Below are 24979 nucleotides of genomic sequence, written 5' to 3' on the forward strand. Positions count from 1 at the left end.
TCTCGCGATGCCGCGTAATCTCGTGCACACCGAGATACACTTCATTGCGAGCCATCCACCATGCAGCACTCCTTCTCCCGGACGCCCTTCCGCCCAGCGCTGGAACGCCAGATCGGCAATCTTTCCGTCCTCACGGCCGCCCTGCTATGGGGCACGACCGGCACCGCCGCCCACTTCAATCAGGATGTCAGCCCGTTGGCCACCGGCGCCTTCGCCATGGGCTTTGGCGGCATTCTGCAGGCCGTGCTGTCGCGACGAATCCTCCATGAGGAGCTGGCCGCCCTGCTGGTCCACAAGCATCTCGTGCTGTGGGCGGCGCTGTTCATCATCGTCTACCCACTGGCCTTCTATTCGGCCATGGAATACACCGGCGTCGCGATGGGCACCGTGATCACCATCGCCACGGCGCCGTTAGCGGCAGCGGTGCTGGAATATGTGCTGGATCGCAAGCGCGTCAGTGCGCGCTGGTACACGGCGCTGATGCTGGGCATGGCCGGCGTGGGGTTGATGGCCATGGGCGAGACACGCCTGGCAGACACGGCGGCAAACGCCACTGCCAGCGGCGTTGCCAGCGAGAGCCACAAGCTTATCGGTATCGGGCTGGGCGTGCTGGCCGGCGCCAGCTACGCCACCTATTCGCTGCTTGCCAGACGCATGATGCTGCTGGGCGTGCATCGCCGTGCGGCCATGGGGGCGATGTTCGGCTGTGCCGGCGTCCTGCTGTTGATCGGCCTGGCCATCAGCTGCCTGCTCCTCGATCCACGTCTGTTTGCCACGCCGGTGAATTCGGCGGTCGCCATCTACATGGCACTGATCCCGATGCTGCTGGCCAGCCTCATCTTCGGGCGCGGGCTCGCCAGCGTGCCCATCAGCCGGGTGACGGTTCTGACCATGTTCGAGCCGCTGGTGGCGGGCCTGTTGGCCGTCATCGTGGTCGGCGAGCAGTTCACGCTGATGGGCGCCATCGGCATGGTGCTGATCATGACCTGCCTGATGCTGCAATTGCGTCCGCAGGCAACGCAGGCACCGATGGCCAGCCCGCAGGCAGACCTCGCGGCCTGGACGACGCCCGACACGGCCTGCGACGCGCTAGCTGAGACACACGGCGACACTGCCCACTGGGGTGAGCATGATCCGTGGAGCGATACCGAGCATGGCCGCGATGCCAAGCAAGGGTCGGAGCAAGGATCGGACCCATGGCAGCGTCATGACGCCTGACGGCATTGATGAAATTGAGGGCAAGTCACAGTGCGCACTGAGCGGCAGCCAGCCGGCGCGGCAACTCAACTGCTCGAAAGTGGTTCCAGCACACTTTCGCCAGCGCTCATGCGGCGACTGAAAACGGCCAAGGGATTGGCAATACACGCAAGGACATCACCATGACAACCACACGCTCCGATATCGCCGGGTCTGCAAGGTCGACCGACATGGGAAGCCTGGCCGTCCTGTTTGCCGCGCTGCTGTGGGGCACCACCGGCACGGCGGCCCACTTCAATCAGGATGTCAGCCCGCTGGCGACCGGCGCCTTCGCCATGGGCGTCGGCGGCCTGCTTCAGGCAGTGATCGCACGGCCCAATATCATGGGCTGCCTAGGCCTTTTGATGGCGCAGAAGCGCTGGGTATTGCTCGGCGCCGTGTGTGTCGTCATCTACCCGCTGGCCTTCTACTCCTCGATGAATCTGGCCGGCGTCGCCATCGGCACGGTGATCACCATCGCCACTGCGCCACTGGCCGCGGCGATTCTGGAGCGCCTGTTCGGCCACCACCAACTCACTCTGAGCTGGTATATCAGCCTCGCGCTGGGCATTGCCGGTGTGGCGATGATGGCGATGGGCGAAACGGCCACTCATGGCGGGGAACTTGCCACCGTCAGCGCCAGCGGCGACCCGATGGTGACAGGGTCAGGGGGCGTGCCTGATGCTGACTGGCAACGTCTGGGCGGTATCGTGCTGGGTATCATTGCCGGCACGACCTACGCCGCCTATTCGCTGATCGCCCGGCGCATGATGGACCAAGGCACCCACGCCCGCGCTGCCATGAGCAGCCTGTTCGGCGTCGCCGGTATCGCGCTGATCGCCGGCCTGGGTCTCAGCATGCTGATGGCCGACCCGCGCCTGTTCGCCACCCCCGGCAACACATCGGTCGCGCTCTACATGGCGCTGGTACCGATGTTCCTTGGCTATATTGCCTTCGGCTACGGCCTGAAGACCGTTGCCGCCAGCAAGGCCACCCTGCTCACCCTGTTCGAACCGCTGGTCGCCGCGCTGCTCGCCATCACCATCGTCGGGGAACATATCGCACCGCTCGGCTGGCTCGGCATGGCGCTGATCGCGGTCTGCCTGCTGATTCAGGTGAAGCCAGCAACCGCCTGATCAACGCGAGCGGCTCGACGAGATGGCCCCGGAAACGAAAAACACAAAGCCCCAACCTGAAATTCAGGCTGGGGCTTTGCATTGCTGGGCATAAGCTCTCGGGCTCACGCCATCTCAATCACTCGCCGTGAAGAGCGCGCGCCGTCAATGCGAGGCAAGCTCGCCGGCATCCACTTGCGGTGTTATCCGACGTACGCCCTTGGCATCCTGCGCGTAGGCACGATGTCGCACATCCCAAAGCTCCACGGCATGCTGGATGTTGAGCCAGAACTCCGGCGTATTGCCTAGCGCAGCCGCCAGCTTGATGGCCATCGGTGCCGTCAAGGTGCCCTTGTCATGCACGATACGGCTCAGGGTATTTCTATGCACTCCCATCGCCTCGGCCAGGGTGCGGATATCGATGTTCATCGGCTCCAGAAACTCTGCCGTCAACATCTCTCCTACCGTCAGCGGGCGCCGCTGGGTGTTTCTCATCACTGCTACCTCCTCTAGCCCTTGTAAGCAGCGGGTCTAGATGTGTTTGATGGGCGACCCCTGCCTCCCACCGGAAGATGAGTCGATACTGCTTGTTGACAAGAATCGAGCAATAACCTGCGAGATTGCCCTGCAGATGCTCGAACCGATTGCCCGGTGGAACCCTCAGATCAGACTCCTGACTTGCGGCATCGAGAATCTGCAACTTTCGGTAGAGCGAACTGGAGAGCGCCGCAGGTATCTTGCGGTCGCCAACATCATGCTCATAGAAGCGCTCGAGCCACACATCCCTGAATTCCACCGCCATGGCAGCACCTTTTTTCCTCATTCTATGCACAACCACGTTGTGCATCAAGCGGTTCTACCCTGACGCTACCCCCCAGGAAAAACGCCCAACGAGTCCAGGACTCGTTGGGCGTTTCATATTCCTCTGCCCTTCACACCAGACGCTCAACCACTCACGCCGCCGTCTTGCTGGCCAGTTCTACCTTGGCAAGCTTGCTCAGCCCGCCGTAGACGACGAAGGCGACCATGACACCCACGACCGGCGGCATGAAGGGTGAACTCCAGGCGCACAGGCAGGCGATGGCGTAGGCGGCGAGACCCGGCCAGTGGTAATCGACCTTGTGCATCTCGGCGAGGCGCGGATACTGCCCTTTATGACCGAGCCAGAAGTTGGCCATGATCACGCCGCCGATCGGCGGAATGAAGGTGCCGAGCAGAATCAGGAACGGAATCAGCCACTCATACATGCCGAGTACCGCCAGCACTGTGCCGATGGCCGCGCCGCCCAGAGTGACACGCTGGCGATGCGGCGTGCGCAGCAGATTGCAGCCGGCGATGGCGAAGTTGTAGATGGTGTTGTCCTGGGTGGTCCAGATATTGAGGAACAGCATCAGGACGGCGAGGCTGACCAGCCCCTGGGCGATCATCACGTCAACGATATCGGCTTGCTGGTAGATCATCGCGCCGAGCGCGCCGGTGAGCACCATCAGGCCATTGCCAGCGAAGAAGGCCGCCAGGGTGGCAATGACGGCGATCTTCGGCGAACGCGCGAAGCGGCTCCAATTGGTTGCCTGGGTGCCACCGCTGATGAAGGTGCCGATCACCGCGGTGATGGCGGCCGTCCAGCTCATGGAGTCCGTCGGCGTCAGTGACGCAAGGCCTGCCACGCCGCCGACATCGACCATGCCGGTGTAGAGACTGAACAGGATGAACAGCAGCATGGCCGGCACGGCGATGCGCGAGAGCATGTCCAGCCCGCGATAGCCGATCATCGCCGTCAGACAGAAGGCAAAACCGAAGATGATCATCAGCGGCGTGGTCAACCACTCCGGCAAGCCGAGTGTCTTGACCAGCACGATGGCGATGGTCGCGGTGCCCCAGGCGTACCAGCCGATCTGGGTGAACCCGAGCACGAAGTCAGACAGGCGACTGCCCTTCTCGCCAAAGCACAGCCGTCCCATCAGCACTGAATTCAGACCACTCTTGCAGGCGATATAGGCCAGGGCAGCGGCGTAACCACCGAGCAGCAGATTGCCGATCACGATGATCCACAGCAGTTCATTGAGCGCGAACGCGGCACCCAATGACCCACCCGCCCACATGGTGGCGGTAAAGAAGGTGAAGCCGAGCAGCACCATCGAGATGGAAAGCAGCCCACGTCGTGCCGAAGCGGGCACTTCGCTCAAGGGATAATCATTGCCGGATTCGCCTGTCATCGATTGCTGATCTGAGGTGCGGTCTGAGGCGTGCGGTGAGGAGTTTTCTGCCATGAGTGCCTTCCTGGAGCTCGGTCGTGAGTCGTCGAGTCTTGTGGTGGTGTCAGCCTGCCCGAACGCCGGCCACCGCCCCCTGCGCGCAAGGTGGTGGTCAGAGCGGCGGTCGCTACCCTACCACCACGCAAGATTCACGCCACCCATCCTCAAACCGTGCAAGACGCCAGCTCGTCGTCTGCCTCATGAAGCTGACACAGGCGTCAGGATCTGGCCTGTCAGCAGGCGCGGTTGGGCGCAGGACCGCCTCCAGAAATGATTTCGCGACTAGTCCGGCGCAGTACCCACAACCCTTCAATTACGCAGACTTTGGCATCAACTTGAGTGCCAGACACCAGAACGCCACGCGGCGCACTCTTTCAGTGCAGCGCGTGGCGTGGCTCGAGGCGTCCTGCACTGACATCGAAACCTGACGCCGAGTACAGGATGCAAATTTTTTCAGGTTTTCCTTGTTCAGCGGTTCATGCTGAAGCCCTTCAGCTGCTCGCCAACACCCCTTCGCTGGCATTGACCTCTTCAGTGTCCATCAGGCGCAGTCTGACCGGCACCGATTTCGAGGCGGGCGTATTGCTGCGCGCATCGCGGTGATCCAGCGGAATCAGATCATTGGTTTCCGGATAGTACGCTGCCAGACAGCCGGTCGGGATGTCGTATTCCTTGAGCTTGAAGCCCGCCATGCTGCGCTCGACGCCGTCTTCGCTGACCGTTTCCAGCGTCACGCGCTGACCCTCGCTCAGGCCCAGCGTCTCGAGATCCTGCGGGCTGATCATCACCACCATCCGCGTGCCATAGACGTCGCGATAGCGGTCGTCATTGGAGTAGACGGTGGTATTGAACTGGTCGTGACCGCGCATGGTGATGAGCAGGAAGGTGCTATCCATGTTCAGGGTCTCATGGGTGACCTTGTTCAGCCCCTCCTCATCCGTGCCCAGCCCCTCGGGGAATAGGAAGTTGGCACGCCCCGAGTCGGTATGCCAGATGCGCTCGCGCGGGGCGATGCGGATATGGAAGCCGCCCTGAGCCAGGCGCGCATTGTAGTCGGGGAAGATCTGCGGGAAGACCTCTTCGATGCGATCACGGATGCGCGCGTAATCCGCCTGCAGCCAATCCCAATCCAGGGTCGGATGCGGCGGCAACGTCGCCTTGGCCAGCTGACAGGTGATGGCGATCTCGGAGTGCAGGCTTGGGTCCGCCGGTGCCATCACGCCGCGCGACGGCGCCACGTTGCACATACCGTCCTCGGCACTGGAGACCTGCTCCGCGCCCTTGCCATCGGCGCCCGCCTGCAGGTCACGTTCGCTATGGCCAATCGTGGGCAGCACCCAACCATGCTTGCCGGGGTGCAGGTGACTGCGATTGAGCTTGGTGGCGACATGCACCGTCATGTCGAGATCGTGTACCTTCTCGACCACGCGCTTCTGATCGGGAATCGCACGGAAGAAGTTGCCGCCCATGCCGATGAAGGCCCGTACCTCGCCACGCAGAATCGCCTCGCAGCATTCGGCGACATCATGGCCATTCTCGCGCGGGCACTTGATGTCGAAGACCCGATCGAAGGCATCCAGCATCGCGTCATTGGGCAGGTTCTCGATGCCGACGGTGCGGTCACCCTGCACATTGGAATGGCCGCGTATCGGGCAGGCGCCCGCGCCGGGCTTGCCGATATTGCCACGCAGCAGCAACAGATTGATGATCTGCTGGATGGTGTCGCCGCCGCGCGCATGCTGGGTGATGCCCATGCCCCAGCAGCAGATCACGCGCTCGGCCTCCAGATAGGTTTGCCCCGCCTGTTCCAGCGATTCACGTGACAGGCCGGACATGGCGACCAGATCCCGCCACTCGAGCTTGCGGCAATGCTCGGCGAAGGCATCAAAGCCGTGGGTATGCTGGGCGATGAAGTCATGATCCAGATAGCCCACCGCATGCGGATTGCACTCGCGAAGCGCGTCGTCAGCCTCGATCACGTACTTGCACATCGCCTGCACGGCGGCGAGGTCCCCGCCGATGCGCAGCTGATGATACTGACTGCTGATCTCGACACCCTTGCCGCCCAGCATGTCCTTGGGCGACTGCGGATCGGCAAAGCTGACCAGCGCCCGCTCGCGCAGCGGGTTGAAGCTGACCACCTCGGCCCCGCGGCCACGCGCCTCGTGGAGATCCCCCATCATGCGCGGGCTGTTGGTGCCGCTGTTCTGGCCGAAGATGAAGATGGCATCGGCCTGCTTGAAGTCCTCGAGATTGACCGTCGCCTTGCCGATGCCGATGGACTCCGGCAGCGCTCGGGAGGTGGTCTCGTGACACATGTTCGAGCAGTCCGGGAAGTTGTTGGTGCCGTACATGCGCCCGAACAGGGAAAACAGGAACGCCGCCTCGTTGGAGGTACGCCCCGAGGTGTAGAACTCGACCTGATTCGGGTCCTCATAGCGTTTGAGGCGTTGGCCAATCTCGGCGTAGGCAGCTTCCCAACTGGTGATCTCGTAGCGGTCCGTCTGGGCGTTGTAGCGCAGGGGGCGCGTCAAGCGCCCTTCCTTCTCCAGATGGTGATCCGACCATTCACGCAACTCGCTGAGCGTATTGTTGGCGAACAGCTCATCACTGACTCGTTCACGTGTCGCCTCCCACGCCAGCGCCTTGGCACCGTTTTCGCAGAAGTTGGCCCCCTTGGGCTTGTCACCATTCGGCCAGGCGCAGCTCGGGCAGTAGAAGCCATCGGGCTTGTTCATCTTCATCAGGCTGCGATGGCCCTCGATGGGTAGATGCTCCTGCCAGATGAACTTCTCGACCGCCTTGATCGACGGCCAGCCACCGCCCGGCGGCCGGTCCAGCTGACTGCCGGACAGCGACGCCGATAACGCCGGCGCGTGGGACCCCTTGGGGCCGAAGGAATCGACTGGCGTGGTCTGGTCTTGGGACATGTCGGGGCTCCTGACGGTGGCGGCCGGCGGCTGGCATCGATCAGACACCGCTGCGGTCACGCCACCGAACAAAGAATTCAAGGGTAACCATTGCTTCCTTGACTCGCGCCAAGCCTTTTTCAAGGCCGATCGCCGTTGCGCACTTGAACTTCCGCCGATCCGCCACCAGAGTTGTACAGACCTGACACAAACAAGATCGCACTTGAGCAAGACCGCACACAAGCAGACCTGCCACTCAACACGCCAGACATGATGAGGAGCTGGAACATGACCGTATTTGAAGCCCTGCGCGAGACCCACGACGAACAACGCCGCCTGCTGGACATGCTGCTGCAGACCGAGGGTGACAGCGAGCCGCGCGATGATCTGTTCAAGCGTCTCAAGGAATCGCTGACCAATCACGCCGGTGCTGAGGAACGCGCGCTCTACATGCCGATGATGGAGCACGACATGACGCAGGAGAAGGCGCGTCACAGTGTCGCCGAGCACCATGAGATCGATGAACTGGTCGAGAAGCTCGAGGCGACCGACTACAGCTCGCCGGGCTGGCTGGCCACAGCCAAGCAGCTCGAGCACCTGGTGACCCACCATCTGGATGAGGAAGAGCAGGAAGTCTTCCAGCTGGCAGGCCGCGTCTTCGATGACGCCACCAAGAAGCGCCTCGCCGAGGAATATCATCAGGACATGAAGGCGCGCGAAGCGGCCTGAGCCAGAATTCAGCATCGAGCCAGGTCGAAAGCGCTTGGCGCTGTGACAGGCTGAATGCTATCGATAAGCGCCGATGACGCACACGAAAACGGGCTGACCACATCATGTGGCCAGCCCGTTTTGTCATGCGTTCAACCAGCCGCGAAGGCGCTGCTGTCTCTCACAGCGTGTGTCATAGCGAATGAGGCGAAGAGTCATCCATCACGTCATCAGCCACGACGCACTCGGGTTACTTGCGGCGCGATGGCCGTGCGGTACCTTTCGCTGCCGACTTTCTGCTTGGGCTGCCTGAGCGCTTGCCCTTGCCTCTCCCAGCCTTAGGCCTGGCATCAAGTGCCTCGGAGCGCCCCACGTAACGCGCGATCCAGATGGTGTGCTTGGCTCCCGAGGTGCCATGCGCGTAGACCTGACGCGCCTCGGCCTTGAAACCGGCCCGCGACAGGCGCTGCGAGAAACGCGCATCGGCCGTGGCCGACCACACCGCCAGAATGCCGGCCGGGCGCAACGCCCTGGCGCATACCGCCAGCCCCTCCGCACTGTAGAGCCAGTCGTTGTCATCCGCAGTCAGGCCTTCCGGGCCATTGTCCACATCCAGCATGATGGCATCGAAGCCACCGGGCGCTTCACGCAGCATCTCGGCGACATCGCGATTCTCGACTGTCGTGCGCGGGTCCCGAATCGGATAGCCCGCCTTGGCCCCCAGCGGGCCGTCATTCCAGGCCACCACTCCCGGTACCAGCTCGGCGACGACCACCTCGGCATCTGCCTTGAAGTGCTTGAGCGCGGCAGCCAGCGTGAAGCCCATCCCCAGGCCGCCGATCAGAACGCGCTGTGGCGCCGCCGACGTGCCGCGACTCTTGAGCAGGCCGGCAGGAATCTCAGCCAGCGCATCTTCCGAGCCATGCATGCGGGTGTTCATCAGCTGCCCGCCCTTGCCGCTCTCGATCTTGATGACGAAGTCCTCGCCATACTCGAACAGGCACAACGAATCCGACGTGCCGGGGATCGGCGCGGTATCGAGCAGCACAAAGCGTTTCATGGCACATCCATAGAAGGAAAAATGATCATCTGTCAGGTGGCTTCGTGGCCATCCTGACTATATTCAACATGACGGACATCTGTACGACATGGGGGAGCGTTAGTCTAACAGTCAGAACCCCATGGCAGGCATCCGCCTGCGCGAAGGCATGAAGTTTCGCGAAAGCACGAGAAAAATGAGAGCATGCGCGCATCAAGGCTGGAAGATATTCGCGAATTCTCTAATACTAGCTTTTGTAGAACGCAACACCGTCGTAAACCAGACACACTCAGAACGAACACTCTCAGTAGCAACTGTCACTTGCCTGATGGCTGGCGCGCAATGTAAAGCGCGTGGGTCTCGCCGGCAGATGGGCTAGCCTCACCACCGACGAAGCAGCGTGACACCTAGAGAATCACTCAAGATTCCGACTCATCGGAACCCGAAAAGAGGATATTTCGATGCCGCATACCCATCCGGAGCGACTCGCGACGATCAGTGCCAGCCAGGTCGAGGAACATTTTCGCGATCTCCATCCCATCGTGGCGTTGGTCTCAGCCACTCGGCTGCTGCAATTCCTCGAACGGGAAGGTCTGACACTGCATGCACACCGTGCCCTGTGCGCCAACATCATTCGCAAGGCATTGCCCAGCCTCGAAACCGGCCCCGGGCATGATCCTGCCAATTTGCCGAGCCTGCACGGAATAGAACAGACCGAGGAAAGCGAGCCGCGTGTTCCGCTTGCGCAGGCCTTGGCAGCGGGCGCCAGTACGCCAGCCACCATGCAAGACAAGCATGAGGATATCGCCTCCTGACAACCGTCAGGCTTGCCGATGACGAGACATTCTGACGCCCAGCTCCGTTCACACGGGGCTGGGCGTTTTTATATCGCTAAACAAGAAAATCATGATTAAGGGGGTTTAATCCGCCACGATCGTCCACAGATCTGTGGGTAGACGTTCAGCGTCTGAACGCGCAGCAGCGCATTCACGATCAACGAACCGGAGGTGACGGCATGACTCAGCAACAGCCCCCACAGCATCAGAACTATCAACCGGGCGATGAACATCGCATGGACCCCAAGCCCGAATATATCCGCGAGAGCTATCGGGGCAGCGGCAAACTTCTGGGCAAGGTGGCAGTCATCACCGGTGGTGACAGCGGTATCGGTCGCGCCGCCGCCGTGCACTTCGCACGCGAGGGTGCCGATTGTCTGATCACGCACCTGGGCAGTGAAGAAGTCGATGCCCAGGAGACCATCCGTCTGATCGAAGCCGAAGGCAGACGCGGACGCCGCATCGCAGGGGATATCGGTGACCCGGCCTTCTGCCGCAAGGTTGTCGAGGGCGCTCTGGAGGAATTCGGTCAGCTGAATATCCTGGTCAACAATGCTGCAGAACAGTACGACTGGGACGACGTCACCGAGATCGATGACGAACAGATCGAGCGCACCTTCAAGACCAATCTGTTCAGCCACTTCTACATGATCAAGGCCGCCGTGCCGCATCTTTCCAAAGGCGACTCCATCATCGCCACCTCGTCCGTCAACGCCTTCAAGGGCAACGACAGCCTGATCGATTACAGCGCCACCAAGGGCGCCATCCAGGGGCTGGTACGCTCACTTTCCGGCACGCTGATGGACCGCGGCATTCGCGTCAATGCGGTTGCACCCGGCCCGGTCTGGACTCCCTTGATCCCCGCCAGCTTCGAGGATGAGAAGGTCGCCAACTTCGGCCAGCAAGTACCGATGGAGCGCCCCGGTCAGCCTAGCGAGATGGGCCCGGCCTACGTCTATCTGGCCAGCGAAGATTCAAGCTACATGACAGGCCAGACAATCCACCTCAACGGCGGCGTCGTGCTCAACACCTGATCGCCCTGCTTTTTCAGGCTCCCACTGTGCCTGATGCTTGAGAGCAGTACCGCCGCAAGCGGCGAGAAACAACCGCGCAGGAAACGCAAGGCCACCCGATCCGGGTGGCCTTCTTGCATAGGGGACGGTTCATGGAAGACGCGCTGCACCTCGGCGCCTGCTCAGCGCTCAAGCCGCCTTTGCTCTCCCTGGAAGTATCAGGTCCTCCTGTCTGTCCCTATCAGTCTTTTCAGTCGGCTGAAAGCCAGTGGCCTCTCTATTCTGGTAGCAGCCACAGACGTTGCCGTGGACAGGATTGAGCATTACCCGCTCTGCAGGAGGCAAGCATGTCCAAGTTGATTCTTTCTCTGGATGGCGGCGGCATACGCGGGGCGGCCACCGCTCAATTTCTGATGCGTGTCGATGCGACACTCAGGAATGAGCACCGTACCAGTCTGCGTGAGCAGGTCGATTTCTATGCAGGCACCAGCACCGGCAGCCTGATCGCGCTGGCGCTGGCGACCACCGACATGAGCCTCGAGGACATCAATGGGCTCTACAGCGCGACCAGCGTCAGGCAGATCTTCGCCGACAACCGCGGCTGGTTCGAACTCGATGGCATCAATGCACCCAAGTACGAGGCCAAGGGCAAGAGCACGATGCTCAAGAAGCACCTCGGCCAGGCCAAGCTCAGGGATGTCCCCGCTGGCAAGCAGGTGCTTGTCGTCACCTACGGCATCGAGAGACGCCGCCCGCATGTCCTGAAGTCGAGCAAGCGCGAGCATCACAAGCTGCTGGCCTGGCAGGTGGCGGATGCCTCCAGCGCGGCGCCGACCTACTTCCCGACCCGAGACATGAAGCTCGGGCCGGACAACGAGCAGACCTGGCTGATCGATGGCGGCGTCATCGCCAACAACCCCACCATGTGCGCCATCGCCGAAGCCTGTCGCCTGTGGCCGCATGAGCCGCGTCGCGTGCTGTCGATCGGCACCGGAACACGCACGCGCAAGATCAATGGCCCGGATTCGCAGCACTGGGGCGCAGTACAGTGGGTGCTGGAAGGCAGCCTGATCGACGTGCTCTCCGATGAGAAGGTGGTCGGCTATCAGGCCATCACCATCTCGCCGCCGGGCAGCTATATCCGCGTCAATGCCGAGATGCGCCCGCAACCGGGGATGCTCAAGGCGCCTGATGACGCGATGGACGACATCAGCACCACCAACATCAAGCATCTGAAGGTCATGGGCGATTTCTGGTTCGAGCAATATGGTGACGCCGTGGTGGCCCTGATCACCGACCGCTACCAAGGGCCCTCGCTTGACCGCATCGATCCTCTCACCGGCCGGCCGCAAGCCTATCAACCGCACTGAGCAAGCCTTCCCCACATTGCACTCGGAGACGTCTGTCAGCGATTTTGCTACTCTGCGCTGCCGTGCTTCACGCCGACCCGAGTTCATTCAATGACACATGGCACACCGCAAGACACTCGCATTCGCCCCGCCACCTCAACATGGCGAATGCTGGTGACTTTCACATTATCTCTGGCGATTCTCGTACCCACTACAGCGCAGTCAGACGACGATATGCACTTTGACCAGCCGGAAGCCTTCGCCACCCTGAAGAAGGCGGTCAGCTATTTCGATGAAATGGATACCTTGCCGGAAGAGGCATGGATCAGCCGAGATCAAGCGTCGGCGCGCAGCGATATGGACGAGATGATAGAGGAAGCCATGCAGGCCCTCGACGTCCCGCAACTCTCGACACTGCGCAGCACCTATCGCCAGGTCGAGGACAAGATACGCGAGTCGCGTAGCGAGATTTCCGAGTTGAAGGAAAAGCGCATCCTTGCGCCTGACACCGATGTCTCGACGCTGACGCGCCTCACGCCCACCGACACCCTGCGCGAATTCACCGCCAGTACGCGCGGCGATTATGATCTGCTGATCGCCGCGCATGAGAAGAACATCGCCGCCTATCAGGGCGAGCTGACCACGCTGGAAGGCAAGCTGGCCGCGCGACTCGAGGAGATCGGCATCACCCTGACGCCAGACCAGATCCAGGTATGGCTGTCCTCGGTGGTCGGCGATGATGTGCTGACCATGAGTGTAGTGTTCGCCAGCATCAAGTCGGTGGCCCAGCAGCTCGCGGAGCTGACCCGCGACAGCGGCGAGAACCTCGACTACGCGCGTCGTTATTACGGCATGGTCGTCATGCTTCACCGCATGATCGTGACCATGCAGCAGGACTTCATCACGCGCGTGAATGATGAGGTACTGCCGCAACTGCAAGGCTTCGCCGACGAAGCCGAGGCCACCACGCGAGAAGCGCGCACGCTGATCAAGCAAGGCGGATCACGCGAGAGCCTGGAAAACAACATCCGCGCCAATACGCTGACGCTCAAGACGATCAACCTGTATCGTTCGCTGGTCACCGAGCAGCGCGACCGCGTCACGACCTCTCTGACCAAGAGCCAGCGCGAGCTTGCGGTGGCGACCAATACCTATCGCACCGTCAAGCTCAGCGCTCACGTCGCCGACCTGATCCGCCAGGGTGTCAAGACCTTCGACACCCTCGCCGGACTGCAGGTGCCGGTCGCCACCAGCTTCGAGAACAGCGCTATGCGCGAGGAATTCCGCAAGCTGACCGAGCGCATGCGCTAGCAGTCCACCTCCCTCTGGGCCAGAGGCAGGAAGCATGGTTCAGAGGGCATTTACCGTCTCTCTTCGGCAGGTTGCGCACGGCTTTCAGTTATCGATCATCTCTATGGGCTTGAGACATGGAACCTGAGATATACAACCTGAGACATGGCACTTGAGATCTAGCACTTGAGAAACAGAGCTTCAGGCACGGAGCTTGAGATTCACGCTGTTTCGCCCACTGCTCCCTCCGCACTTCGCGAATTACTCCGCTGCCCGTTTCGTTCCTGACTCCCCTCTTTATTCCATCCTGATCATTCCATCCTGATGAGAGTCTCTTCTGCTCTCAGCCCTGCTTTCCGCTGTACCCTCTCACTCAGGCCGTCCCCGTATCCTCTGTCAATCTTCCCTTGGCGACTTCGCCTGACCTCCTCCTCGCGGCTGCTCTTTCTGATTACTCTTGAAGACTGCTCTTGACGGTAGAGGTTTTCCGTTAATTCAACTATCCAACTCCAGCTTCAGTGGCCCCTGCTCTCGAGACGCCCACCATGAACTTGCGGGAAATCGCTAAACTTTAGAATAATCGCAGAACCTGAACTAACATGAAAACATGTCAGACTAGCAGGTGGCAGAACATCACCTGATGAGAAATACGTTCTTGACCCTGGATAGCCGGATTGAAGAGCGACAAGGCTTGTTCAGAGGAATCACACAGGAATGTCAGTCCTTTGACTGGGAGATTGATAGTCATTATCCAGGTCAGGACGCCACGATTTGCCTTCGTTACCCATGACAGGACGTGACTCATGCGCAAGCAATCGTTACGGACAACGGGACTGCTGGTACTGGGCAGTATGGTAGGGATCACCACCGCTCATGCCAGTGAAGCAACCGAGACCACATCTCCCAGGGCCGAGATCGAGCATGGGAAATACATCGCCCGGGCGGCTGACTGCGCGGCTTGCCACATGGGCCCTGATGGCACGCCATACGCTGGGGGCCGGCCGATCAGCACGCCGATGGGCGACGTGGTCGCCACCAATATCACATCATCAAAGGAATACGGTATCGGCGATTATTCGCTGGAAGACCTCACCAACGTATTGCGCCATGGCAAGACGCCCGACGGCAGCCACCTGTATCCCGCCATGCCTTACCCTTCCTATCGTGGCATGAAGCAAGACGATATCGCGGCACTATACGCCTATCTGCAAAGTATTCCCGCAGTGGATCGCGAACCCGAGGCCCACACCGACATGGACTTCCCATTCAATTTCCGGATATTGATGGCGATGTGGAATACGCTCGAACTTGAAGATGATCCTGCCTCACAGGGGCAGGATGGGGCGGTGAGTCGTGGGCAATACCTCGTGGATCATCTGGCACATTGTGGTACCTGCCATACCCCTCGCGATGATTTCATGGCCAGTGACTCGACGCGTTATCTGAGTGGTGCACGGTTGGGAATCTGGTCGGCCCCCAACATAACCTCCGATGAGACGTCGGGTATCGGTGCCTGGCAAGACCAGCAACTGGCGGATTATTTCAAACATGGCATGGCAGGCTATGTCGCCCAGGCAGCCGGCCCCATGGGCGAGGCTGTCCATCAGAGCCTGCAATATCTGAGCGAGAAGGATCGTCTGGCGATCGCCGCTTATCTGAAGACGGTGCCAGCAATTGAGGATGAGACCCAGCAACAGCCCGTGTTCGATCAGATGGCCAATCAGGCACTGCTAGGCCATGAGCCGGTGGTGAGCCCCGCCACCCGCCACCGCGAAGACACGCTGGCAACGCAAGGCCTCAGGCCAGACGATATCGCGCAACCAGACACCGGACAGGGGCTCTACCTCACCCATTGTGCAGCCTGCCACGCGGCGGATGGCAATGGTCAGCCGGTCTCCTACTACCCGAGTCTGAACGGGAACACCACCCTGCGGCGCGCCGACCCGCGCAACCTCATCGCGGTGATTACCGAGGGTGTCGCCTATCAAGGCGCGACGCCACTGCCTCAGATGCCGGGCTTTGCTGAAGTGTTGAGCCATGCCGAGACCGCCAAGGTGGCCAACCATGTCAGAACCGAGTTTGGCGGGCACGACGAGAGTCAGCTCACGGCGCAGGACGTCAATGAGCTGATCACGGGTGAGCGCCCGGTGCCGGCACTGATACGCCACGCCGGTACCCTCGCCTGGCTGGGCATTATCGTGGCCGTGACACTGGCGGGCCTCGCTGGTTGGTGGCTATGGCGGCGCCGTGATCGCCGCCAGCCCGCCAGTGCCACGTCCAATACCCATCACTCGCCATAAGGGTGTTCTCATGCCTACGCCTCCTTTCATGACACGTCGCGACCTGCTGACCATGATCGGCAGAACCGCTGGTGCGAGCGCACTGTATTCCGCCATGTCCTCCATGGGCCTTGCCAAGGCCTCGACCTTCACCGGTGAATTGAATCTCTCACAGGCCCCCAAGGGCGACAGCGTCCTGGTGCTGGGGGCCGGCCTCGGGGGCATGACGGCGGCCTACGAATTGCGCAAGGCGGGTTACGACGTCAGCGTACTGGAATACAGCGAGCGGGCCGGCGGGCGCTGCTTCACGCTCCACGCCGGGGATACGGTCACTGATCTTTCCGGCGAGACACAGCACTGCGACTTCTCACCTGGCAACTACATCAATGTCGGCCCGTGGCGGGTGCCTTATCACCACTACGGTGTGCTGCATTACTGCAAGAAATTCGGGGTCAAGCTAGAACCCTTCATCCAGCTCAACTACAACGCCTATGTGCACGCGCAGAACGCTTTTGAGGGCAAGCCACAGCGGGTACGGGAAGTGCTGACCGACATCCACGGCTACACCTCGGAGCTGCTGGCCAAGGCCACCGACCAACGTGCACTGGACGAAGTACTGACGAAGGAAGACTGCGAGGCTCTGCTCGACCAGCTGGATGACTGGGGGCGCCTGACCGGCGATCACCAGTATCAGCAAAGTCTCAAGGCCAGCCGCTTCCGAGGCTACGAGCATTGGCCTGCCGGCGGCCTGATGCCAAGGCCGTCGCCCAGCAAGCCACTGGATTTCAAGGAGCTGCTGCACTCCGGCCTGTGGGGACTGCTGCTGGATTACTTCAACAACGAGTACCAGCACACCATCTTCGAGCCGGTGGGCGGCATGGATCAGATCGCCAAGGGCTTCGCGCGCGAGGTCGGGGACCTGATTGAATATCGCGCCCAGGTGGTGCGCATCGAACAGTCCGAGACTCAGGTCATCGTGCACTACATCGACCCGAGCCGGCCGGACGACATCAAGACGCGCAGTGCCGACTGGTGCGTGTGCAACATTCCGCTGTCGATCCTCAGCCAGATTCCAGTGGATGCCTCGCCGGCCTTGCGTCAGGCCATCGCCGCAGTGCCCTATGGCAGCTCCACCAAGACCGGTCTCGAGTTCAAGCGTCGCTTCTGGGAACAGGACGAGAGCATCTTCGGGGGTATTACCTTCACCGACCTGCCAATCACCACCATCTCCTATCCGGCCTACGACTACTTCAGTGATGGCCCGGCGGTCCTGCTGGCTGCCTACACCTTCGATGATCCCAACAGCTACACGATGTCCACGCTGACCGCCAGGGAACGCATCAAGGCAGCGCTGGCCTACGGCAAACAGATCCACCCCCAGTATGAAGAGGAATTCTTGAGCGGGGTCTCGTGGTCCTGGCATCGCAGCCCCTGGTCACTGGGCTGCTACGGCCTGTGGACCGATGAACTGCGTGCGGCACACTACGAGACACTGTGCGAGATCGATCATCGACTGGTGCTGGCCGGCGAGCACTGCTCCTACATCCCTGCCTGGCAGGAAGGCGCCATTCTGTCGGGCATGGATGCCAGCCAACGTCTGCACGAGAAAGCCACCAAGCACAAGGCAAGCGCCTGAGGGGGCCAAGTTGATCTTCCACGACACCGGTTCATCGGCGAAGGGCGCAACCAGGCAAGCAACGAAATTCGCCACCATGGGATGGCGTAGCAGCGTGATGGCCTGTGCTCTGGGCGCGGTGAGTCTGACCACCACGGCCCTGACGGTATCGGCCGCCGCAGCGACGAACGACAGTATGCAACATCACCGTCTCACGCCGCCGTGGGTAGTGAGTCAGGCAGACTCCCGCCAGGCCACCACGGCACCCCCGGACCGGAAGCCTGAACAAGGGGCGAAAAAGACACCCGAAAGCGGTGCTGGCGGGCCTTCCCGAGAAGGCGCCAGCAACTCGACTGACAAGACCGCCGAGGACAGCTCTAGGCCAGGCGCCAGCAAGGGCACCCTGAAAGCCACCGGCGAGGCAACGGGGAAGACAGGCACTATCAGTGCGCCCGTCACGTCCGGCAGCCAGGAGGTGAACCCGCGCTGGGAGGAGTGGTTTGCCGACACCAAGGGCTATTCCGCCAGCAGCGGCAAGGCAGTCTATGAGACCCTGTGTCAGGCCTGCCACATGGCAGATGGTCAAGGCGCTCAGAGTGCCGGCACCTTCCCGTCCTTCGTCGGCAATGAACGCCTGCGCACGCCCTACTATGCCGTTGATGTGGTGCTCAATGGCCTGCGCGGCATGCCTGGCTTCGGCGACACCTTGAGTGACAAGCAGATCGCCGATGTGGTGAATCACCTGCGCAGCCATTTCGGCAACCAGCTCGAGGCGACGCTGAGCGCCGAGGATGTCGCGCGCATGCGTCCCGATCTCGGCAAGGCCGAACCTCGCTGAAGCCGGGCGTACCTATCCTGTGGTCAGCAATCACGCCCGTCCGCAGGCCACAGGATCACGACAGCGAGTGTCGTCATACCCGTCAGGACTAGCGTAGCGGGGAGCCGCCCAGCGGGGTGCCGCCCAAACGGATGTCGCGCATGCTCAGGATGCTCTCCAGCGTGCGCCGTAGGCGCGCCACCTCGTTGACAAGGCTATCTCCCGCCAACATCCCCACTCCGAGCACCAGGCCACGACGCGAATCATTGGCACTACACACCGGACTTAACGGCCGCACGATCAGATGCTCCTTGACCATCAGTTGCGCGACGCGCTTGTCGTCGATCTCGGGGGCAAATTGCACGCACAGGCTGATACCGCGTGATGGCGGCGAGACACTGATCACGCCCTTCACCTGGCACAGCTGGTCATGCACCACCTGCTGTCGGCCCAGATAATCGCGCTGGATGCGCTGATACCAAGCGTCCAGATCGCCATCGGCGATGAACTGCGCCAGCACCGCCTGATCGAGCATTCGCCCCTCGCGGAACACCTCACTGCGCAGACGGTTCATCGGCCCGGCCAGCGCGCGCGGTACCACCAGGTAGCCCAGCCGCAGCCCGGGAAACATCAGCTTGGAGAACGAGCCCACCAGCAGGCGATTGCCGGAATCGGGATCAAACAGCAACTCGCCATGATCATCACCGCTGAACTCGTAATCATCCTCGAGGATATAGGCGGGCTGACAGACCTCGCAGAGCGCCAGCTTGTCACACCGCGAGGTGGGCACACTCAAAGGATAGTGATGCGAGCCGGTGAAGTAGGCAATCTGCACCGGCCCCTTGGCAAGCGCGGTGAGATCATGTCCGGCCTCGCCCGTCGTGTCGCTAACAGGCCGCCAGGGAATCTGCCGGGTCTCGAGTCCAGCGGCCAGAAAGACATTGCGTGCCCCCCAGTAGCAGGGAGACTCCATCACCACCTGCTGCCCCGCATCTGCCAGCGCCAGCGCGCACAGTTCGATGCCGTGGTGAGTGCCCTCGGTGATGATGATCTGCTGGGTATCGCAATCGATATTGCGCCAGCGGCGTAGAAAATCGCGTATCTCACGCTTGAGCGGGCCGTAGCCGCCGCTCGAATACGACAGCAGCAGCGCATTGTGGGGCACCGTCACACTGGCATATAGCTGACGCCACTTGCGCATCGGAAAGCGTGCGATATCCGGAATGCCCGGCACGAAGGCACCACTCTGGATCAGGCTGGCCCCCTGCCCGCCCAGCACCCGGTGCGCACGGGTGGAGAGCGGCAGTGGCACAGGTGATGCCTCAGGCATGGCGCTGCCGGGTCTCGCGGCATAGGGGCGGCGCGTCCAGGTGCCCTGACCCTGCCCGGTGTGTAGATAGCCCTCATCTATCAATGACTTAATGGCCAATGACAAGGTGTTGCGCGCCACCCCCAGTGCATCGCACAGTTTGCGGTGCGGCGGCAGCCGAGCACCGACGGGCCACTGTTCGCGGATCATCTCCAGCAACGCCTGCTCCAGGCGCACCTGCTTGCCCAAGGTCTCGGACTGGCGGCGATAACATTCGATCAGCGGCTCAAGCGCAGCCAGTTCCATCCAAGTCTCCCGTTGTCGTTGTCGATATGGTGTCACGCAGCTCCTCGAGGTTGTCCCACTCCCGTCAGCCACGCGCTTCAAGGCCGGCGCGCAACGCCCATTCAGCCCTGATTATCCGCAGCCCCAGTCGATTGGTCCAGTCAAACGCGCAATTGGTCTATTCGCCTAAACAGTGGGCGCTGATAGCGTGTGTTTCATCAATCAGGCGGGTAGCGCAACCAATCTCCGCAGCCCGTATTCGTGTCCAACGACCATCGTCAGCAGCAGGAGCTTCACATGTCCCGTTCCGCCCTCCCGATCAGCGACTTCCTGAAGCGCTACGTCAACTCGGAAACCAGCAGCGACGTCTTCGTCCCGGCGCTCATCGGTACCGAGCACCGCGAGACCGGCACCACCTTCAACGTGACCAATCCGGCCACCGGCGAGCAGCTGGCCCGTGTCGCCGAGGTCAGCGCCGATGACACCCGTGACGCCGTCGCCGCGGCCGAGGCCGCCGGCAACGCCTGGAAGAAGGTGCCGGTGAAGGAGCGATCCGCACTGCTGCGTCGCTGGTTCGATCTGGTGCTGGCGCATCGTGAAGATCTCGCCCAGCTGATGACGCTGGAACAAGGCAAGCCGATGGCGGAGTCGCGTGGCGAGGTGACCTATGGCGCCTCCTTCATCGAATTCTTCGCCGAAGAAGCCAAGCGCATGGCCGGAGAGACCCTGCCGTCCCACGGTGCCGACAAGCGTCTGATGGTACTGCGCGAGCCGATCGGCGTAGTGGCCGCGATCACGCCGTGGAACTTCCCGCTGGCGATGATCACCCGCAAGTGCGCCCCGGCGATCGCCGCAGGTTGTGCCGTGGTCATCAAACCGGCTGAAGCCACGCCGCTGACCGCATTGGCACTGGCGGACCTGGCGCTGGAAGCCGGCCTGCCGAAGGGGCTGATCAGTGTCGTCACCGCCATGAAGCCGATCGCCATCGGCGAAGTGCTGACCACCGATCCGCGCATCCGCAAGGTGTCCTTCACCGGCTCCACGCCGGTGGGCAAGACGTTGATGGCGCAGTGTGCCTCCACCGTCAAGAAGACCGCGATGGAGCTGGGCGGCAATGCGCCCTTCATCGTCTTCGATGATGCCGATCTGGATGCGGCCGTCGATGGCGCCATCGCCTCCAAGTTCCGCAATGCCGGCCAGACCTGCGTGTGCACCAACCGCTTCCTCGTCCAGGACGGTGTCTACGACGCCTTCGTCGAGAAGCTCGCGGCACGCGTTGAAAGCATGCAGGTCGGTGATGGCCTGGTCGAAGGCAACACCATCGGCCCGCTGATCAATGATGCGGCGGTCAGCAAGGTGCAGAGCCACGTCGATGATGCCGTCAACAAGGGCGCGCGCCTGGTCACTGGCGGCAAGAAGCACGCTCTCGGTCACAGCTTCTTCGAGCCGACCGTACTGGCCGATGTCACCACGGAAATGGTCGTCGCGGCTGAAGAAACCTTCGGCCCGCTGGCGCCGGTGTTCCGCTTTGGCAAGGACGAGGAAGCCATCGCGATGGCCAACGACACCCCGTTCGGGCTGGCCGCGTATTTCTACGCCAACGATTACCGCCGCATCTGGCACACGCTGGAAGCGCTGGAATACGGCATGGTCGGCGTCAATGAAGGCCTGATCTCGACAGAACTCGCGCCCTTCGGTGGCATCAAGGAATCCGGTCTGGGTCGTGAAGGTTCTCACCACGGTCTGGAAGAGTTCACCGAGCTGAAGTACATCTGCATCGGCGGCCTCTGATCCTGCGAGGGCGCCTCGCGACGACGCATCGCGCCGATGCCTCGAGAGGACGTCCCACAATGTTATCCCACCACGTTTACTGCACATCGGTGGCATGGCCCGCGCCATGCCACCGGCAACAAGAAAAGGGACCTGACATGAGCCACTCTCAGCTGAGCAACGAACAACTCGACGTCCTCAAGCACAAGTACGTCGCCAAGGGTGCCGTCACTGCCACACCGCAGTTCGCCGACACCGCGCTGAACGCCGAGATCTGGGATGCGGACGGCAACCGCTGGATCGACTTCGCCGGTGGTATCGGCGTGCTCAACCTGGGTCACCGTCACCCCAAGGTCGTCGCCGCCGTCAAGGCACAGCTCGACAAGGTCATGCACACCGCCGCGGGCGTCATCTCCTACGCGCCGTATGTGCAACTGAGCCAGAAGCTGGCCGAGCTGACGCCGGTGCGTGGCCCGGAACGCAAGACCCTGCTGGTCAACTCCGGCGCGGAAGCGGTCGAGAACGCCATCAAGATCGCACGTGCCGCCACCGGACGCAGCGGCGTCATCACCTTCGACGGCGCCTTCCACGGCCGCACCATGATGACCCTGGCGATGACCGGCAAGGTGCTGCCGTACAAGAACGACTTCGGTCCGATGCCGGGTGATATCTTCCGTGCGCCCTACCCAAACCCGATTCACGGCATCAGCGAAGAGCAGTCCCTGAACGCCATCCGTACCCTGTTCAAGACTGACCTCGCACCGCACCGCACCGCCGCCATCGTCATTGAGCCGGTGCAGGGCGAAGGCGGCTTCTACATCGCCTCGCCGAGCTTCCTGACCGCCCTGCGTGAGCTGTGTGACGAGCACGGCATCCTGCTGATCGCCGATGAAGTGCAGTCCGGCTTCGCGCGTACCGGCAAGCTGTTCGCGATGGAGCACAGCGGCGTCGAAGCCGACATCATGACCATGGCCAAGAGTCTGGCTAACGGCATGCCGCTGTCGGCCGTCGTCGGTACCGCCGAGGTGATGGATTCCTCCGGCCCGGGCTCGCTGGGCGGCACCTACAGCGGCAACCCGCTGTCCTGCGCTGCGGCCCTGGCCGTCATCGACGTCATCCGCGAGGAGAACATCCTGGAGCGCAGCACCCAGATGGGCGAGCAACTGGCCGCGCGTTTCGCCCAGTGGGAAGAACGCTTCGCGCATGTCGCGCACTCACGCAATCAGGGTTCCATGGCGGCCTTCGAGCTGGTGGATGCCGATGGCAAGCCGGACCCCGCCGCGACGGCGGCGGTGTGTGCCAAGGCCAAGGAGCTGGGACTGATCCTGCTGTCCTGTGGCTTCTACTCCAACTCCATCCGCGTGCTGGTGCCGTTGACGGTCGAGCCGGAAGTGCTGGAAGAAGGTCTCGACATCGTCGAGAAGGCGCTGGAAAGCCTCGTCTGATCCACGGCCTGTCATGAGACAGACAAGCCAAGCAACGGCCACCTTAGGGTGGCCGTTGTCGTTTCCAGCGCAGCTCGCTGTGTTGGATGCCCCCCCCCTGGGCCAGGACATGCATCGCAGCTGATTGCCCATCTAACCATATAGCCAATCAACCCAAGCAGCCTTTTGTGGTAACTAATTGATTAAATTATGATATTCGCTGAATTTCTGCGTCTTCCCGACCGATTATCGCCATGCCACACGCCATCATGAATGAAGGTTGCCAGAGAGAGCCCTTTCTCATCGGCAGCCCCTCGAGTGACCCCGACCATGACTGACAGCAACGCCCACGACTTCAAACGCAGCATGCAGCAGCGTCACCTGGTGATGTTGTCCCTCGGCGGTGTCATCGGCACCGGCCTGTTTCTCAGCTCCGGCTATACCATTCAACAGGCGGGCCCGGCGGGGCGGTACTGGCCTACCTGATCGGCGGACTGGTGGTCTATCTGGTAATGATGTGTCTCGGCGAACTGGCCGTGCATCACCCGGAACCCGGCGCCTTCAGCGCCCACGCCACCCGCTATCTTGGCCCTGCCACCGGCTATACCGTGGCCTGGCTCTACTGGCTGACCTGGGCCGTGGCGCTGGGGTCGGAATTCACCGCCTCCGCCGTATTCATGGGGCGCTGGTTCCCCGGCGTCGAGCCATGGGTCTGGTGCGCCATCTTCTCGCTGATCGTGTTCGGCATGAACATCGTCTCGGCGCGCTTCTTCGCCGAATCCGAATTCTGGCTGTCGCTGATCAAGGTCGCCGCGGTGATCGTGTTCATCGCGGTGGGGGCCGCCGCCATGTTCGGCTTCACGCCCCTGGCGGGTAACGTCGAGGCGCCGGGCATCACGCGTATCCTGCAGGAGGGGGTATTCGATCACGGCGTGATGCCGATTCTGATGACGCTGCTGGCTGTCAGCTTCGCCTTCTCCGGCACCGAGCTGATCGGCATTGCCGCAGGCGAAAGCAAGAACCCCGAGAAGAACGTGCCGCTGGCGATTCGCGCGACCCTGTGGCGGCTGATCATCTTCTTCATCGGTACCATCATCGTCATCGCCGCCCTGTTGCCGCAGGACAGCGCCGGCCTCAAGGAAAGCCCCTTCGTGGCGGTCTTTCAGCTCACCGGTATTCCCTACGCAGCGGATATCATGAACTTCGTGATCATCACCGCGCTACTGTCAGCGGCCAATTCCGGCCTCTACGCCGCCTCCCGCATGCTGTGGACCCTGGCGGACCAGAAGACGCTGCCGCGTGTGTTCAGTCGCGTCAATCAGCGCGGCATTCCGGTGCCCGCCCTGCTGATCACCATGCTCGGTGGCCTGCTGTCACTGCTCTCCAGCGTGTATGCCGAGGACACCCTCTATCTGGCGCTGGTGTCGATTTCCGGGCTGGCCGTGGTCCAGGTGTGGATGGCGATCGCCGCCAGTCAGTTCAGCTTCCGCCGCCAGTGGCTGAAGGCCGGCCATAGTGCCAGCGAGCTGACCTAGCGCGCGCCGCTGTATCCCGTCGTACCGATTGCCGCCTTCCTGTTCTGCGCGCTGGCCTGCATCGGCATCGCCTTCGATCCCAACCAGCGCATCGCGCTCTACTTCGGCGTGCCCTTCGTGGCGCTGTGCTATCTGGTCCACTCTCTGACCCATCGCACGTCTGCCGACGCCGCGAATTCCCCGACTCCACAGGAG

At 61.9% G+C, this 24979-nt stretch carries 18 protein-coding genes and 1 pseudogene; 13 read left to right on the top strand and 6 right to left on the bottom strand.

All coding sequences use genetic code 11. The features are described from left to right. Positions 1 to 60: 60 nt before the first annotated feature. Positions 61 to 1218: a DMT family transporter gene (locus tag LCW13_RS09310; RefSeq protein ID WP_153635854.1), complete on the top strand. Its 1158-nt coding sequence runs from the start codon at positions 61 to 63 to the stop codon at positions 1216 to 1218. Between the two features lie 161 nt (positions 1219 to 1379). Continuing rightward, positions 1380 to 2372, top strand: a complete 993-nt coding sequence (locus LCW13_RS09315) for a DMT family transporter (RefSeq protein ID WP_153635855.1) — start codon at positions 1380 to 1382, stop codon at positions 2370 to 2372. A gap of 144 nt (positions 2373 to 2516) precedes the next feature. Here LCW13_RS09315 and LCW13_RS09320 read toward each other — a convergent pair whose 3' ends face one another. The 4 genes from LCW13_RS09320 to LCW13_RS09335 form a co-directional block, all read right to left on the bottom strand. Continuing rightward, the gene (locus tag LCW13_RS09320) at positions 2517 to 2846 is read right to left on the bottom strand and encodes a HigA family addiction module antitoxin (protein ID WP_153635856.1); all 330 of its coding nucleotides are present in this window, start codon (positions 2844 to 2846) and stop codon (positions 2517 to 2519) included. Next, a complete protein-coding gene (locus tag LCW13_RS09325; RefSeq protein ID WP_318527654.1) occupies positions 2734 to 3198 on the bottom strand; it encodes a type II toxin-antitoxin system RelE/ParE family toxin in 465 nt (154 codons plus the stop codon). The genes LCW13_RS09320 and LCW13_RS09325 overlap by 113 nt, the downstream gene beginning before the upstream one ends. 106 nt (positions 3199 to 3304) lie before the next feature. Continuing rightward, positions 3305 to 4567 (bottom strand): cytosine permease, encoded by a 1263-nt coding sequence (codB, locus tag LCW13_RS09330; protein ID WP_153636878.1) that lies wholly within the window; start codon positions 4565 to 4567, stop codon positions 3305 to 3307. 530 nt (positions 4568 to 5097) lie between these two features. Next, positions 5098 to 7536: an FdhF/YdeP family oxidoreductase gene (locus tag LCW13_RS09335; protein WP_153635858.1), complete on the bottom strand. Its 2439-nt coding sequence runs from the start codon at positions 7534 to 7536 to the stop codon at positions 5098 to 5100. A gap of 267 nt (positions 7537 to 7803) precedes the next feature. On the opposite strand from LCW13_RS09335, the gene LCW13_RS09340 reads away from it, so the two are divergent. Next, the gene (locus tag LCW13_RS09340; RefSeq protein ID WP_153635859.1) at positions 7804 to 8244 is read left to right on the top strand and encodes a hemerythrin domain-containing protein; all 441 of its coding nucleotides are present in this window, start codon (positions 7804 to 7806) and stop codon (positions 8242 to 8244) included. Positions 8245 to 8473: 229 nt separating this feature from the next. Here the strand turns inward: LCW13_RS09340 and LCW13_RS09345 are convergent, their stop codons facing one another. Continuing rightward, a complete protein-coding gene (locus LCW13_RS09345; protein WP_197738651.1) occupies positions 8474 to 9283 on the bottom strand; it encodes a spermidine synthase in 810 nt (269 codons plus the stop codon). Positions 9284 to 9723: 440 nt separating this feature from the next. On the opposite strand from LCW13_RS09345, the gene LCW13_RS09350 reads away from it, so the two are divergent. From LCW13_RS09350 to LCW13_RS09380, 7 genes are all read left to right on the top strand, one after another. Then, the gene (locus tag LCW13_RS09350) at positions 9724 to 10077 is read left to right on the top strand and encodes a hypothetical protein (protein WP_153635860.1); all 354 of its coding nucleotides are present in this window, start codon (positions 9724 to 9726) and stop codon (positions 10075 to 10077) included. A gap of 200 nt (positions 10078 to 10277) precedes the next feature. Further along, the gene (locus LCW13_RS09355) at positions 10278 to 11132 is read left to right on the top strand and encodes an SDR family oxidoreductase (RefSeq protein ID WP_153635861.1); all 855 of its coding nucleotides are present in this window, start codon (positions 10278 to 10280) and stop codon (positions 11130 to 11132) included. A 326-nt stretch (positions 11133 to 11458) separates the two neighbouring features. Then, positions 11459 to 12481 carry a patatin-like phospholipase family protein gene (locus LCW13_RS09360; RefSeq protein WP_153635862.1) on the top strand — a complete coding sequence of 341 codons (1023 nt, stop codon included), beginning with the start codon at positions 11459 to 11461 and terminating at the stop codon, positions 12479 to 12481. Between the two features lie 213 nt (positions 12482 to 12694). Beyond that, positions 12695 to 13771, top strand: a complete 1077-nt coding sequence (locus tag LCW13_RS09365) for a hypothetical protein (RefSeq protein ID WP_197738652.1) — start codon at positions 12695 to 12697, stop codon at positions 13769 to 13771. A gap of 782 nt (positions 13772 to 14553) precedes the next feature. After that, complete coding sequence (locus tag LCW13_RS09370) at positions 14554 to 16050, top strand: cytochrome c (protein ID WP_153635864.1); 1497 nt, start codon at positions 14554 to 14556, stop codon at positions 16048 to 16050. Between the two features lie 10 nt (positions 16051 to 16060). Next, on the top strand, positions 16061 to 17665 hold the full coding sequence (locus tag LCW13_RS09375; protein ID WP_153635865.1) for a flavin monoamine oxidase family protein: 1605 nt from the start codon (positions 16061 to 16063) through the stop codon (positions 17663 to 17665). Between the two features lie 10 nt (positions 17666 to 17675). Then, positions 17676 to 18482, top strand: a complete 807-nt coding sequence (locus LCW13_RS09380) for a c-type cytochrome (protein ID WP_172978675.1) — start codon at positions 17676 to 17678, stop codon at positions 18480 to 18482. Positions 18483 to 18570: 88 nt separating this feature from the next. Here the strand turns inward: LCW13_RS09380 and LCW13_RS09385 are convergent, their stop codons facing one another. Continuing rightward, positions 18571 to 20076 carry an aminotransferase-like domain-containing protein gene (locus LCW13_RS09385; RefSeq protein WP_153635867.1) on the bottom strand — a complete coding sequence of 502 codons (1506 nt, stop codon included), beginning with the start codon at positions 20074 to 20076 and terminating at the stop codon, positions 18571 to 18573. 276 nt (positions 20077 to 20352) lie between these two features. On the opposite strand from LCW13_RS09385, the gene LCW13_RS09390 reads away from it, so the two are divergent. The 3 genes and pseudogenes from LCW13_RS09390 to LCW13_RS09400 all read left to right on the top strand — a co-directional run bounded on the left by LCW13_RS09390 (position 20353) and on the right by LCW13_RS09400 (position 24784). Then, a complete protein-coding gene (locus LCW13_RS09390) occupies positions 20353 to 21846 on the top strand; it encodes an NAD-dependent succinate-semialdehyde dehydrogenase (RefSeq protein ID WP_153635868.1) in 1494 nt (497 codons plus the stop codon). Positions 21847 to 21983: 137 nt separating this feature from the next. Further along, positions 21984 to 23270, top strand: a complete 1287-nt coding sequence (gene gabT, locus LCW13_RS09395) for a 4-aminobutyrate--2-oxoglutarate transaminase (RefSeq protein WP_404813616.1) — start codon at positions 21984 to 21986, stop codon at positions 23268 to 23270. Positions 23271 to 23636: 366 nt separating this feature from the next. After that, positions 23637 to 24784: pseudogene (locus LCW13_RS09400) on the top strand (amino acid permease). The last annotated feature ends 195 nt before the right edge of the window (positions 24785 to 24979 follow it).

The organism is Cobetia amphilecti, assembly GCF_020217465.1.
GTDB classification, from domain to species: domain Bacteria; phylum Pseudomonadota; class Gammaproteobacteria; order Pseudomonadales; family Halomonadaceae; genus Cobetia; species Cobetia amphilecti.